Annotated in this window: 13 protein-coding genes; 7 read left to right on the top strand and 6 right to left on the bottom strand. The window is 67.0% G+C overall.

The window, feature by feature from the left end; genetic code table 11:
• The first annotated feature begins 112 nt into the window (after positions 1 to 112).
• Entirely contained in the window at positions 113 to 1,801 is a 1,689-nt protein-coding gene (gene argS, locus AC5P88_RS11315) for an arginine--tRNA ligase (RefSeq protein WP_010486900.1), read from the top strand.
• A 21-nt stretch (positions 1,802 to 1,822) separates the two neighbouring features.
• Positions 1,823 to 2,722, top strand: a complete 900-nt coding sequence (locus AC5P88_RS11310; protein WP_495225062.1) for an SPOR domain-containing protein — start codon at positions 1,823 to 1,825, stop codon at positions 2,720 to 2,722.
• Between the two features lie 128 nt (positions 2,723 to 2,850).
• Here AC5P88_RS11310 and AC5P88_RS11305 read toward each other — a convergent pair whose 3' ends face one another.
• On the bottom strand, positions 2,851 to 3,603 hold the full coding sequence (locus AC5P88_RS11305; RefSeq protein WP_495225061.1) for an SDR family NAD(P)-dependent oxidoreductase: 753 nt from the start codon (positions 3,601 to 3,603) through the stop codon (positions 2,851 to 2,853).
• A gap of 144 nt (positions 3,604 to 3,747) precedes the next feature.
• Here AC5P88_RS11305 and AC5P88_RS11300 point away from each other — a divergent pair, with 144 nt between their 5' ends.
• Positions 3,748 to 4,215: a YehS family protein gene (locus AC5P88_RS11300; protein WP_111205138.1), complete on the top strand. Its 468-nt coding sequence runs from the start codon at positions 3,748 to 3,750 to the stop codon at positions 4,213 to 4,215.
• Here the strand turns inward: AC5P88_RS11300 and AC5P88_RS11295 are convergent.
• Positions 4,184 to 5,071 carry a LysR family transcriptional regulator gene (locus AC5P88_RS11295; RefSeq protein ID WP_106550838.1) on the bottom strand — a complete coding sequence of 296 codons (888 nt, stop codon included), beginning with the start codon at positions 5,069 to 5,071 and terminating at the stop codon, positions 4,184 to 4,186. The two genes, AC5P88_RS11300 and AC5P88_RS11295, sit on opposite strands and share 32 nt — an antisense overlap.
• Before the next feature lie 143 nt (positions 5,072 to 5,214).
• Here AC5P88_RS11295 and AC5P88_RS11290 point away from each other — a divergent pair, with 143 nt between their 5' ends.
• On the top strand, positions 5,215 to 6,363 hold the full coding sequence (locus tag AC5P88_RS11290; protein ID WP_343125585.1) for an MFS transporter: 1,149 nt from the start codon (positions 5,215 to 5,217) through the stop codon (positions 6,361 to 6,363).
• Here the strand turns inward: AC5P88_RS11290 and AC5P88_RS11285 are convergent.
• A complete protein-coding gene (locus AC5P88_RS11285; RefSeq protein WP_495225060.1) occupies positions 6,360 to 7,058 on the bottom strand; it encodes a TorF family putative porin in 699 nt (232 codons plus the stop codon). The genes AC5P88_RS11290 and AC5P88_RS11285 overlap by 4 nt on opposite strands.
• A 178-nt stretch (positions 7,059 to 7,236) precedes the next feature.
• Here AC5P88_RS11285 and AC5P88_RS11280 point away from each other — a divergent pair, with 178 nt between their 5' ends.
• Entirely contained in the window at positions 7,237 to 7,626 is a 390-nt protein-coding gene (locus tag AC5P88_RS11280; RefSeq protein WP_106550850.1) for a DUF6165 family protein, read from the top strand.
• A 133-nt stretch (positions 7,627 to 7,759) separates the two neighbouring features.
• Here the strand turns inward: AC5P88_RS11280 and AC5P88_RS11275 are convergent, their stop codons facing one another.
• A complete protein-coding gene (locus AC5P88_RS11275; protein ID WP_005407747.1) occupies positions 7,760 to 8,332 on the bottom strand; it encodes an OmpO family porin in 573 nt (190 codons plus the stop codon).
• A gap of 210 nt (positions 8,333 to 8,542) precedes the next feature.
• On the opposite strand from AC5P88_RS11275, the gene AC5P88_RS11270 reads away from it, so the two are divergent.
• Both AC5P88_RS11270 and AC5P88_RS11265 read left to right on the top strand, forming a co-directional pair.
• On the top strand, positions 8,543 to 10,945 hold the full coding sequence (locus tag AC5P88_RS11270) for a S9 family peptidase (RefSeq protein WP_495225059.1): 2,403 nt from the start codon (positions 8,543 to 8,545) through the stop codon (positions 10,943 to 10,945).
• 91 nt (positions 10,946 to 11,036) lie between these two features.
• On the top strand, positions 11,037 to 11,396 hold the full coding sequence (locus tag AC5P88_RS11265) for a DUF1428 domain-containing protein (protein ID WP_495225058.1): 360 nt from the start codon (positions 11,037 to 11,039) through the stop codon (positions 11,394 to 11,396).
• Between the two features lie 15 nt (positions 11,397 to 11,411).
• Here the strand turns inward: AC5P88_RS11265 and AC5P88_RS11260 are convergent, their stop codons facing one another.
• Entirely contained in the window at positions 11,412 to 12,101 is a 690-nt protein-coding gene (locus tag AC5P88_RS11260) for a hypothetical protein (RefSeq protein ID WP_106549871.1), read from the bottom strand.
• Positions 12,102 to 12,209: 108 nt separating this feature from the next.
• A complete protein-coding gene (locus AC5P88_RS11255) occupies positions 12,210 to 13,097 on the bottom strand; it encodes a histone (protein ID WP_495225057.1) in 888 nt (295 codons plus the stop codon).
• Between the last annotated feature and the right edge of the window lie 370 nt (positions 13,098 to 13,467).

Here is a 13,467-nt window from a genome sequence, read left to right as displayed (position 1 = left end):
CGCGGCCCCGCAAGGGCCATCGGCCGCCCCCACTGGCATGTTCTGGTCAGCGTGGGCGCGGGTATCTGCGCTAAAATGGGCGATTCCGCCGCTCATTCTCACAGCAGGCCTCGTGAAAAATCTCCTCCGCGCCCTGATCAGCCAAGGCATCGAAGCCTTGCGCGCCAATGGCACCCTGCCCGCCGACTCCCTGCCGCCGGACTTCGTGGTCGAGCGCCCGAAGACCCGCGACCACGGCGACTTCGCCACCAACGCCGCGATGCTGCTGGCCAAGGCCGCGCGCAGCAATCCGCGCGCACTGGCACAGGCGCTGGTCGAGGCGCTGCCGCGCAGCGAGGACGTCAGCAAGGTCGAGATCGCCGGCCCCGGCTTCATCAACTTCCACCTGGCCCCGGCCGCGTACCAGCGCGAAGCCGCTTCGGTCATCAAGGAAGCCCACGACTACGGCCGCAACCTGTCCGGCAATGGCCGCACGGTGGGCGTGGAGTACGTGTCGGCCAACCCGACCGGCCCGCTGCATGTCGGCCATGGCCGCGCGGCGGCAATCGGCGACTGCGTGGCGCGCGTGCTCGATGCCAACGGCTGGAACGCCAAGCGCGAGTTCTACTACAACGACGCCGGCGTTCAGATCGAGAACCTGGCACTGTCCACCCAGGCGCGGATCAAGGGCATCGCGCCGGACCAGGACGGCTGGCCGGAAGGCGGCTACCGCGGTGAATACATCGCCGACGTCGCCCGTGCCTACATGGCCGGCGCCAGCGTCGACCTGGAAGGCAGCACCGTGGTTGGCGCCAAGGACCCGGACGACATGCAGGCGATCCGCCGCTTCGCCGTGGCCTACCTGCGCAACGAGCAGAACCTGGACCTGGCCGCGTTCGGCGTCGACTTCGACATCTACTTCCTGGAAAGCTCGCTGTACGCCGACGGCAAGGTTGCTGAAGCGGTCGCCAAGCTGCAGGCCTCGGGCCACACCTACGAGGAAGGTGGCGCGCTGTGGCTGCGCAGCACCGACTTCGGTGACGACAAGGACCGCGTGATGCGCAAGTCCGACGGCACCTTCACCTACTTCGTGCCGGACGTGGCCTACCACCTGTCCAAGTGGCAGCGTGGCTACGAGCGCGCGATCACCGAGCTGGGCGCGGACCACCACGGCTCGCTGGCCCGCGTGCGCGCCGGCCTGCAGGCGATGGAAGTGGGCATCCCCCAGGGCTGGCCGGAATACGTGCTGCACCAGATGGTCACCGTCATGCGCGGCGGCGAGGAAGTGAAGCTGTCCAAGCGTGCCGGCAGCTACTTCACCCTGCGCGACCTGATCGAGGAAGCCGGCCGTGATGCGACCCGCTGGTTCCTGATCGCGCGCAAGCCCGATTCGCAGCTGACCTTCGACATCGACCTGGCCCGCCAGCAGAGCAACGACAACCCGGTGTTCTACGTGCAGTACGCGCATGCCCGCGTCTGCAGCCTGCTGCGCCAGGCACAGGAGAAGGGCCTGGTGTACGAACAGGGCAACGGCCTGGCCAACCTCGGCCGCCTGGCCGACGACGCCTCGCTGCTGCTGATGAACGAGATCTCACGGTATCCGGAAGTGGTGGAAGCGGCCGGCGTGGCGCTGGAACCGCATCTGGTGGCGCAGTACCTGCGTGAATTGGCGCACGCGTTCCACACGTGGTATCACGGGACGCCGGTGCTGGTGGATGACGCCGCCGACCGCAACGCCAAGCTGACCCTGGCTTGCGCGGCGCGCCAGGTACTGGCCAATGGCCTCGAACTCCTGGGCGTCAGCGCCCCGGAAAAAATGTAAGCATCAGGAGACGCAGTACACATGGCAGCACGACGCGGCAAAAGCCAGGCACGACGCAACAGCGGCAGCCAGGGCACACCCGGATGGGTGTGGCTGGTGGCCGGTGTAGCGATCGCGGCCGTGGTGTTCCTGGCGGCGCCGAACCTGTTCAAGGGCGAGGGTGATGGCTTCCTGCGCGCCGGTCCGCAGCCGAACCCGAACGCGCAGCCGGCCCCGGTCGCTGATGCCGACAGCGATGTCGGCACCCAGCCGGCCGCGCAGCCGGCTACGCCGAAGCCGGCCGAACCGGAAAAGCCGGCCGCCACCCAGTACGACTTCTACACCCTGCTGCCGGGCAAGGAAGTCGAGATGTCCGACGCCGAACTGGCCGCCAGCGCACGTGCCGAAGAGCAGCGCCGGGCCAAGGCCGAAGCATCGCGCGCGCAGGCTGCGCTGGAAGGCAAGCCGGTTCCGCCGGCGACCACCACCGCACCGGCACCGGCGGCCACCGCCAGCGTGTCCAGCACCGCGCAGGTGACCGCCACCAGCCGTCCGCTGCCGGCACCGCTGAGTGAACGTCCGGCCGCGGCAACCCCGCCGGCCAGCACCGCCCCGGCCTCGACCAGCACCGCCGCCGCCACGCCGGCAGCACGCACGGAAACTGCACCGGCAACGGCGGCTACCGCTGCCGCACCGGCGGCCGCCGACAACGCACGCTACATCCTGCAGGCAGGCGCGTTCGGTGCCTCCGGCGATGCCGAAGCGACCAAGGCCAAGCTGGCGATGATGGGACTTGCCGCACGTGTGGAATCAGCACAGATCAACGGCAAGACCGTGTACCGCGTGCGCATGGGGCCGTATGGCAGCGCTGGCGAATTGTCCGAAGCCAAGCAGAAGCTGGATGGCACCGGCCTGCAGGCGATGGCGATCAAGGCACAGTGACCTGTCGGATCCAGATGGAAAAAGCCGGGCATTGCCCGGCTTTTTTGTTTCTGTAGAGCCGAGCCATGCTCGGCTGAATCCAGACGAAGCCGAGCATGGGCTCGGCTCTACAGGACGCACGGCGCAGGTCAGCCTTCGCGGGCGACCTGGAAGCCGGCAAACGACTGGCTGACCGGCATCAGTTCCAGGCGATTGATGTTCAGGTGCGGCGGCAGCGTGGCCACCCAGAAGATCTGCTCGGCGATGTCCTCGGCGGTCATCGGGTTGGCGCCGGTATAGAGCTTGTCCGACGCCGCCTGGTCGCCGTGGGTGCGGACCACGGTGAACTCGGTTTCGGCCATGCCCGGCTCGATCGTGGTCACGCGCACGCCGGTACCGTGCAGGTCCGAACGCAGGCCCAGCGAGAACTGGCTGACGAAGGCCTTGGTGCCACCGTAGGCGTTGCCGCCCGGGTACGGGTAGACGCCCGCCACCGACGAAATGTTGATGATCGCGCCCTTGCGCTCCACCAGCTGCGGCAGCAGGCGGTGGGTCAGGGTCACCAGCGCGGTGATGTTGGTGTCGATCATCGTGGTCCAGTCCGACAGCTTCGCGCTCTGCGCCGGCGCCGTACCCTGTGCGAGGCCCGCATTGTTGACCAGCAGGTCGATCTCACCAAACGCCGGCGGCAGTGCCAGCAACGCGGCTTCCATCGCGATCGGATCGCGGATGTCGAAGGCGGCGGCGTGCACCACGTCCTTGCCGTAGCGGTCGACCAGCGGCTGCAGGCGCTCGCCGCGGCGGCCGGTGGCGATCACCTTCCAGCCCGCCTGGGCGAAGCGGTGGACGGCGGCGGCGCCGAAGCCGGACGTGGCGCCGGTAATCAGGACAGTGCGGGTCATCAGGCAACTCCAGGGGAAACCAGACCCCCATTCTGGCATCGTCGGTTGGCCGCTGTGTTGCCGGATCGGCCAGATCCGGGGTCAGATCCCTCTGCTCCGCACAGGGATGTGACTCCAGCTGCAGGGCCACCGGTACAATGGGCCATGATCAACAACGATGTCCTGCGCAGCGTGCGCTACTCCCTGGACCTGGGCGACCACCACGTGGTGACCCTGTGCCAGATGGCCGACCCGGCCTTCGCCGTGGATGCCGAACAGGTGAAGGCCTGGCTGCGCCGCGAAGATGAAGCCGGTTTCGAGGCGATGAGCGACAGTGCGCTGGCGCACTTCCTGGACGGACTGATCGTGCACCTGCGCGGCCGTGACGAGAGCCAGCCGCAGCGCGCGGTGGAAACCCGCATCGACAACAACCTGGTGCTGAAGAAGCTGCGCGTGGCCTTCCAGCTGCGCGACGTGGACCTGATGGAGATCTTCGCCAGCGCTGGCTTCAATGTCTCCAAGTCGGAGGTCGGCGCCCTGTTCCGCCAGCCCGGCCATGCCAACTACCGGCGCTGCCTGGACCAGATGCTGCGCAACTTCCTCAAGGGCCTGAGCCTGCGCCTGCGCGGCTGAGCACAGCCTCCACGAACGCCCGTGCCGCGGGCGTCGGCAGCCGTTGCCAGGCCAGATGCACGCGGCGGGTCGGGGTCGGCTGCAGCGGGATCCGCACCACACCTTCAAAGCCTTCGGCGATCAACGCCGGCACGATGCCGACCGCCAGCCCATGGCGGACGAAGCGCTCGACCAGTTCCATCAGATTGACCTCGAAGCGAACCGTGTGCGGCAGGCCGGCGGCAGCGAACGCATCGTCGGTCTGCCGGCGTGCACCGGTACCGCGCGGGAAGTCGACCAGCGCTTCATCCTGCAGCGCGGTCAAAGGCAGCCGTTTGCGCCGGGCCAGCCGATGCGAGGGGGCCAGCACCGCCACCAGGTCTTCTTCCTGCAGCATCCTGTGGCAGACACCGTCCAGCGCCGCAGAGGGCGCCAACCCCACCAGCGCCACGTCCAGTGCGCGCGACTGCACCTGTGCGATCAGGTCCTCGCTCTTGTCCACCCGCAGCTGGAACTCCACCTGCGGGTGCACCTGCTGGAAGGCGGCCAGCATTGCCACCACGTCAATGCCGGTCAGCGAGGAAATCTGCCCGATCGCCAGCAGCCCGCGCACCTCGCCGCTCACCGCCGCCACGTCGGCACGGAGGTGGCGCAGGCTGGCCAGGACCTGCCGCGCATGCACCAGCATGGCCTCACCGGCGGCGGTCGCCCGCACCTGGCGCGGCAGGCGTTCAAACAGCGGAGTGCCCAGTTCCTGCTCCAGTCCGGCGATCTGATGGCTGAGTGCGGACTGCACCACGTGGCAACGTTCTGCGGCACGGGTGAAATTGCCCTCTTCGGCAAGGGCAACGGCAAACTCGAGCTGCTTGAGATTCACCCGACTATCTCGTTTCCAGATGACAGGGATGATGATGATTCATTTCCATCATCACTGCAGCAGGCGGACACTGTGCAACCCGCATCCTGGACTGCCACGTGAGCCCCACCCTTCCCCCTCTGCACCGCTGGCAGGTGCTGTTGATGTCGATCGCTACCGGCGTGGCGGTGGCCAGCAACTACTATGCGCAGCCACTGCTGCACACCATCGCCGATGCCTTCGGGGTGCCGTTCGGCCAGGTCGGCATGGTCGTCACCGCCGCGCAGCTGAGCTACGCCGCCGGGCTGATCCTGCTGGTGCCACTGGGTGACCTGTTCGAGCGCCGCCGCCTGATCGTGGTGATGAGCCTGCTGTCGGCCGGCGGGTTGGTGATCAGTGCCTGCGCACCGTCGCTCACCTGGCTGCTGGTGGGCACCGCGATCACCGGCCTGTTCTCGGTGGTGGCGCAGGTGCTGGTGCCCTTCGCGGCCACATTGGCTGCGCCCGAGCATCGTGGCCGCGTGGTCGGCACGCTGATGAGTGGCCTGCTGCTGGGCATCCTGCTGGCGCGCACCGTCGCTGGCCTGCTTTCAAGCCTGGGCGACTGGCGCCTGGTGTACGCGATCGCGGCCGGCACCCTGGTGCTGACCGCGCTGGCACTGCAGCGCGGCCTGCCGCGTTTCCACCACAGCGCCGGCCTCGGCTACTTCGCACTGCTGCGCTCGATCGGCGTGCTGTTCGTGCAGGAACCGGTGCTGCGCCAGCGCACCCTGCTGGGCGCCTGCAGCTTCGCCATGTTCGCGATCTTCTGGACACCGCTCGCCTTCCTGCTGGCACAGCCGCCCTACGCCTACAGCGACGCCACCATCGGCCTGTTCGGCCTGGTGGGTGCGGCCGGCACGCTGGCCGCCGGCCTGGCCGGGCGCATGTCCGACCGTGGCCAGACCGGTCGCGCCACCGCCATCGCACTGCTGCTGTTGCTGCTGTCGTGGCTGCCGCTGGGGCTGTCCGCACACTCCCTGCTGGCACTGCTGGTGGGCGTGGTGGTGCTCGACCTGGCCGCGCAGCTGCTGCACGTCAGCAACCAGAACCTGATCTATGCGCTGCAACCGGCGGCACGCAATCGCCTCAATGCCGGCTACATGACCGGCTACTTCATCGGCGGTTCGTTGGGTTCGCTGCTGTCGGCGCAGGTCTACCAGCGCTTCGGCTGGACCGGCGTCTGCGTGGCCGGTGCTGCCGTGGCCGTGCTGGCGCTGCTGCTGTGGCTGCCCGGCGCGCTGCGTGCACGCCAGGCTTCGATGGCCGACTAGAAGCTGCCCTGCAGCGCCAGCTCCCATCGGCCACCGGCGTTGCCGGGGAACAGGCGCTTGGCTGCGTTGTCCGTGTCATGCACGGTGGCACGCAGCTCCCACGCCGGCGTCAGCGTGGCAATGGCACTGAGCTGGCCATGCAGGTAGTCCGGTCCCTGTTCGGTGGCCAACCAGTACTGGCCCACCGCCGCATCCAGACGGAAGCGCTCGTGCAGCGGCACACGCACACCGAGCTGGGCATAGGTACCACGATGGCCACCGGCCAGTGCATCGTTGGAGTGCGCGACCTGCAGCCAGGCGCGCTGCTTCCAGGTCAACGTGGTGTTGAGTTCGGTCCAGTCCAGCGCGCGGCCGGTGCCCGGATACAGGTAGCGCGTCAGGTTGGCGTCCAGCGTCCAGTCCGTGGCCAGCGCGCCCGACCAGCCTGCGACCAGATCGAATTCGCTGCGCGCGCCGTTGTCCGGCTTGAACGAGACATTGGAACCCCACACGCTGGCGTACCACCCCGATGCCACCGCGACCTTCGCGCCCGCCTGTACGGCCGGGTCACCATCGCTCTGCGAGCTGCCACGCCACACGTAATCGCTGGTCAGCGCCATGCTGCCGCTCACCTGCACCTGTGCCTGCGCACTGCCGATGCCGAGCAGCCCTGCCAGCGCGGCCACTACCGCCACCATTGTCCCCTTGCTGTTCACTGCACTGTTTTCCTCGTCGAAGGCGGTCTGGCCGCCGGGACGGCAGTGTCGGGGGGCTGGCCGTAACGGATCGAGGGTGCTGCCGGGCCCGCAGCGCAAATTCGGCGTAAATCCCGCAGACCGGGGCCGGTTACCACCGGCGCGGTATCATGGCGCCCTGTTCAAAGGGACCAACTGCGTGGACGCCATCCTGACTCCGGTATCGATCGGCGAGCTGATCGACAAGATCACCATTCTCGAGATCAAGGCCGAGCGCATCGACGATGCCGCCAAGCTGGCCAATGTGCGCACCGAGCTGGAGGGCCTGCTGCCATTGCTGCAGCAGCAGCTGCAGGCACAGCCGGCACTGGCCGCGCTGAAGCAGCAGCTGAAGGCGATCAACGAGCGCATGTGGGACATCCAGGACCAGCTGCGCGACAAGGAAGCGGCCCAGGTGTTCGACGATGCGTTCATCCAGCTGGCGCGCGGCGTGTACGGCACCAATGGCGAGCGCGTGCAGGTGAAGAACGAGATCAACCGCGTGGCCGGTTCGGCCTTGGTGGAAGAGAAGCAGTACCAGGGCGAGTAAGCCCGCTCATCCGCATTCGAGCAGGTGCCGGATGCGGTGCGGCAGGATGATCCGGCTCGCTAGAACGCAACAGGCCCGGCATGGGCCGGGCCTGTCGAGGCAACTTCAGCGCGCAGGCGCGCCGAGGAAGCAATTACCAGCTGAAGCGCGGGCCGACGGTGTATTCCTTGTCGCCGTGGCGGTTCATCTTCAGCTCGCCGTTCAGGCCCCAGTTCTGGTTCAGCTTGACCTGACCACCCAGGCGACCGTACCACTGGCCGTCGATGTCGACGCCGTGCTTCTTGGCGTAGTCTTCGTAGCCGACCATGCCGTAGACCTCGGCGTGGGCACCGAAGGCGGTGCGGATACCGGCTTCAGCGCTGTAGCCGTTGAAGTCCAGGCCGTGCTTGCGATCGAACTTCTGGTAGGCAACGCGGGCAACGAAGTCGGTCGACGGAGCGATTTCGACGTTGTAGCCGGCACCGACCTTCCACTGGTCAACCTTGATGTTGGTGTGGTCGACTTCCTGACGGCTGTATTCACCGAACGCGTGGAAGTTCGGCAGGAAGCCGTAGGAACCCTTCACGCCCCAGCCATCAGCCTTGATGCCATCGACGTCGGTCTTGGCGTAATCGGCTTCAGCGTAGTTGTACGACAGGTTCTCGGCAGCCGAAGCGGTGAACGGCAGGGCAGCGGCCAGAGCCAGAGCAATCAGCGAATTCTTCATGGGGGTACACCTTTACTTTCTTATGGTCTGCAGCAGCGCCAGGGCGCCATCGCATCGGAAATGTAAATTCTCCGTTATCCGCCACAACGCTCCCTGAAAACAGCCGTCTTCGCATTGCTGAATTTTTGGGCTTGATTCAGGCTTCGTCTGGCATACGCGCGCGGCGCGCGTGCATCTGTAATCCTTCGACGATTGCAACAGGAGGTTGCCTTGCTCGTTCCCGATCCGCTGCGGACGTGTGTCCGCGCCGCTGTCTTTGCCTGCGTTGCCCTCTTGTCGCCACACACTGCACATGCGCTGCAGGCGACCGACTACCAGCGCGCCGAACGCGTGCATGACAGTCATCTGCGCGGTGCGCTGCGCAACGCTTCGGTCCTGCCCCACTGGTTGGCCGATGGACGATTCTGGTATGAGCGCGAAGACACTCAGGGCCGGCGCCAGGCGGTGCTGGTCGATCCCGTCCAGGCGACACGCCGGACCCTGTTCGAACCCACTGCGCTGGACGCCGCGGTTGCGCCGCTCGGTGCCAGCGGGCCACGCCTGCGCCTGGCCGGTGTGCAGCAGGCGGACGATGGCCTGCGCCTGCGGTTCAGCGGCGAAGTGCCCGTCGATTGCCAATGGCCGCGCTGGCAATGCGCACGTTCGCCGGATGCGCAGCCGCCGGCCGATGCACTGCCTTCGCCCATAGGCGATGCGTGGCTGCAGGTGCGCGACAACAACCTGTGGCTGCAGTCGCCTGGCACGGCGCCACGGGGACTGACCCACGGCGGTGAAGCCGGCAATGGCTATGGCGCACTGCCGGACTTCGCCCTGCGCGGTATTCCACGACGTCAGGGCCGAATGCCGGTGCGGCCATTTGCGGTCGGCTGGTCACCGGACGGACGCTACGTGGCCGGCATCCGCTACGACGAACGCGCGCTGCAGGACTACCCCTATCTGGAAAGCAGCCCGACCCACAGCGCGCGGCCGCGCGTGCACACCGTGAAGCTGGGGGTGCTGGGCGATGCACAGCAGGTACGCGACACCCTGTTTGTGGTGGATACCCGCAGCGGCAGGCAGCATGACATCGCATTGCCCGAGGGCTGGAACACGCTGACCGAAGCGGGCATCGTGGGCTGGGACGGTAGCCGGTTGTACGCCGTGATCGCACACTTCGGCGCACCACGGCGCCTGCGCCTGATGGAAGTCGAGGCCGACAGCGGGGCGATGCGAACCGTACTGGAGGAAGCCAGCGATACCCGCCTGCAGCTCAACGTGTATTCCTACAACCGGCCTGCGGTGGCCATCCTGCCCGGGCAGGACACGGCGGTATGGTTCTCGCAGCGCGATGGTTGGGGTCACCTTTACCGGGTACGCCTGTCAGACGGCAAGGTGCAGCGCCAGCTGACCCGCGGCCGCTGGGTGGTGCGTGACCTGCTGGGTGTAGAGGCTGCAGGTGGCTGGGCCTACTTCAGTGCCGGTGGCGTCGGCGCGGGCGATCCTTACGTGCGCGGCCTGTACCGGGTATCGCTGCAGGGCGGGCCGATCCAGCGTCTGGCCGCCGATGGCTACGACCATCTGGCCGATGCCGGTACCGGCGCGCTGTTCGGCGGGCGCGCACCCCAGGCGCTGTCGCCCGGCGGTGGCTATCTGGTGGATACCGTTTCCCGTCTCGACCAGCCACCACGCACCGTGCTGCGGGCCAGCGATGACGGTCGCGAGCTGCTGGTGCTGGAAGAGGCGGACAACCGAGCAGTGCTTGCTGCGGGGTGGCGCCCACCGCAGCGCGAACAGCTGCTGGCCGCCGACGGGCGCACGCCGATCTTCGCCACCGTCTACCTGCCCCGCGACTATCGCGATGACGGCAGCTTCCCAGTGATCGATGCGATGTACGGCGGCGCCTTCATCAGCAATGCCCCGGTGACCTACGCCGAGGCGGTGTCCGCGCTGAATCCGGTGTCACGCGCCAGCTTGGCCGAGCTTGGCTTCGTGGTGGTCAGCATCGATGCGCGCGGCACCGGCGGCCGCGACAAGGCCTTCCATGACAGCAGCTTCCTGCACGGCGCCGATGTGCAGCTGGATGACCATGTGGCCGCGCTGCGCCAGCTAGGCGAACGCTACCCGGGCATCGACCTGCAGCGGGTCGGCATCTACGGGCATTCGTTCGGCGGTTACAGCGCGGCGCGGGCATTGCTGCGCTACCCGGCGCTCTACAAGGTGGGCGTGGCCTCGGCCGGCAGTCACAATTTCCAAGGCATGTACGGCGGCGCCCTGCACGGCATGGACCGGCTGTTCGGTGGCGTGCTGCCAGCTACGGAAATGGCCGATGGCGTGCCGGCGCCCTTTGCCGGGCTCGACAATGCAGCGCTGGCCGACAACCTGCGCGGGCATCTGATGCTGGTCTATGGCGAGCTGGACGAAAACGCACCGCCGGCGCTGACCCTGCAGCTGGCCGCCGCCCTGAACAAGGCCCAGCGCAGCTACGACCTGCTGTACCTGGCCCGGCAGGACCACGAGCTGTTCCGCAACGACGCCACCTACACGCACCGCATGTGGGACTACTTCGTGCGTCACCTGGCCGGCCGGGAACCGCCGGATACGGCGCTGGCGCCGCTCCCGGGTGGCCCGGGCTGAACAGGCACACGCGGGATGTCGATCCCCGACGCGCTGGTTCGTCGGGTACTTGAAGGCCGTGCATGTGGCACGGTCCATCCGGAGGCAGGCAATGAGCTACATCGATGGTTTCGTCCTGGCGGTGCCCACCGCCAACAAGGAGAAATTCCTCGCCCATGCACGCACAGGTGATCCCGTTTTCATCGAGTACGGCGCGCTGCGCGTGGTCGAGTGCTGGGGCGATGACGTACCCCACGGCAAGACCACTGACTTCTTCGGCTCGGTGAAAGCCACGCCGGATGAGACGGTGGTGTTTTCCTGGATCGAATGGCCGGACAAACCGACCCGCGACGCTGGCATGGCGAAGATGATGGAGGACCCGCGGATGGATCCTTCGAAGAATCCGATGCCCTTCGACGGCGCGCGGATGATCTACGGCGGCTTCGCGCCGATCTACGAGCTGACGCGCTGAACCCGGTGGACGCGCTCAGCGCGCGTCCGTTTCATCGCTGGCAGCAGCATGGCCGGCGCCCAGTGCGGCGCCGGCACCGAGGCCCATGCCGCCCATCCCGGCGCCCATTCCACCGCCACCACCGCCTCCGCCACCACGGCCCGCCTTGGCGTCACCGTCGTTGCGGCCCTTGCTGCCACCGCTGGCACCAGGCCGGGTCGGCCCTTGCGGAGGGATCTGCAGATCCGTCGGGATCGGGGCAAGATCCAGCGCCTCGCGCACGAAGTCGCGCAGCGAGACCACCAGTTCGTGGGTATGTACCGGACGCCCCTGCGCCAGTTCGTTGGCAGCGCGCGCGGCCAGGCGCACCTGTTCGTCGGTGCCCAGCAGCAGGATGTCCGACAGCGCGGCCTCAACGGCATCGCGGATGCGGCGCGTGCGATCCGAGCGCGGTTCGGCGATGCCTTCGATTTCTTCGCGCTGGCGCAGGTCGCGACGATGGCTGGGATCCACGCCCAGTTCGCCGGTGAACGAACCGCCCAGGGTCTTGTAGGCCGCCATCAGCGTGCGCAGCCGTTCGTTGATCTGACGGTTCTCGCGCTCGCGGCGCTGCTGCAGGGTCTGCATCACCAGCAGGCGGATGCCCACGCCCAGCAGGGTGATCAGGACCAGGCCGGCCAAGGTGGACAGCACGCCCTGCCAGGAACTGAAGTCGATACCACGCATGCCTGGAGGCTCCGGTGGGAAGAACCTGCATCTTGCCCCAGACCGTGTCCCAGAAACGCGAAAGGCCCCACCACCCGGTGGGTGGCAGGGCCTTCGGTCACGGCGCGATTACTTGCGCTTGGCGACCTTGCGCACAGCCTTGGCCGGTGCCTTCTTCGCGGCAGCCTTCTTGGCCGGCGCCTTCTTGGCGGCAACCTTCTTCAGCGGTGCAGCCTTCTTGGCGACGACCTTCTTGGTCGCGGCGACCTTCTTGCCGACAACCTTCTTGGCAGCAGTGGTCTTCCTGGCAACGGCCTTCTTGGCGACGGCAGCCTTCTTGCCGACAACCTTCTTGGCAGCAGTGGTCTTCTTGGTGGCGACCTTCTTGGTGGCGGCAGCCTTCTTGCCGACAACCTTCTTCGCAGCCACGGCCTTCTTGCCGGCGACCTTCTTGGCGGCGACGGTCTTCTTGGCCACAGCCTTCTTGGTGGTGGCAACCTTCTTGCCGACGACCTTCTTGGCGGCCGCGGTCTTCTTGGCAACGGTCTTCTTCGCGACGGCGGCCTTCTTGGTGGCGGCCTTCTTCACGGTGGCGACCTTCTTGCCGGCAGCCTTGGTGGCAGCCTTGGTGGTCTTCTTGGCAGCGGCGGCCTTCTTGGTCACGGCCTTGCCTGCAGCGGCCTTCTTCTTGGCCACTTCCTTCTTCAGGGCAGCGGCTTCGGCCTTGGCGTTCTTCTTGGCGGCTTCCAGCTTCTTCTTGGCCTTGGCAACGGTCTTGCCGACCGACTTGGCAGCCTTTTCGGCCTTCTTGGCAACGGTCTTCTCGACCTTGGCCACGGCCTTCTTGGCCTTGGCAACGCGGGTACCGGCAGCCTTGGTGGCGCGCTTGACGGTCTTCTTGACCGACTTCACTGCGTCTTCGGCAGCGTGGGCGATGGTCTCGCCAACGTTGGTGGCGGTTTCTTTGACGTTCTCGACGGCGTCGGTCACGACCGACACACCATTACCGTTGCTCATGTTGCCCTCCTGCGGGCCTTAAGTATCAAAACGGGGCGATGCTATACCGACATTGACGATCGTGGAACGGGGCATGCGCCAGCAATCGCATCTGCTGCGACGGCGATGGTGTAGTCGACCACCCCCTTCGGTGTGGCAGGTTTTCAGGAAACCCCTTTTTTTAAGGACTGTGCCACGCCAACCACCGGGTTGATCGACGCCGCCGCGCGTACCTGCGCACGTGCAGCGACAGGCATGCGTTGTGGCGCAGTGCGGCACCTCCCTGCGCGGAACTGCGCAAGTATCCGACTGTGTCCGCGCGGCGAAGGGTGGCTTTCAGAGGTGTCCTGATCACCTCGATGGGTGTCACCGCGGATCCGTTGCCCGGCTC

Source organism: Stenotrophomonas sp. YJH_SMC_8 (assembly GCF_059371315.1).
The sequence above is the reverse complement of the archived record's forward strand: the minus strand, read 5'-3'. Positions and strand labels throughout refer to the sequence as shown.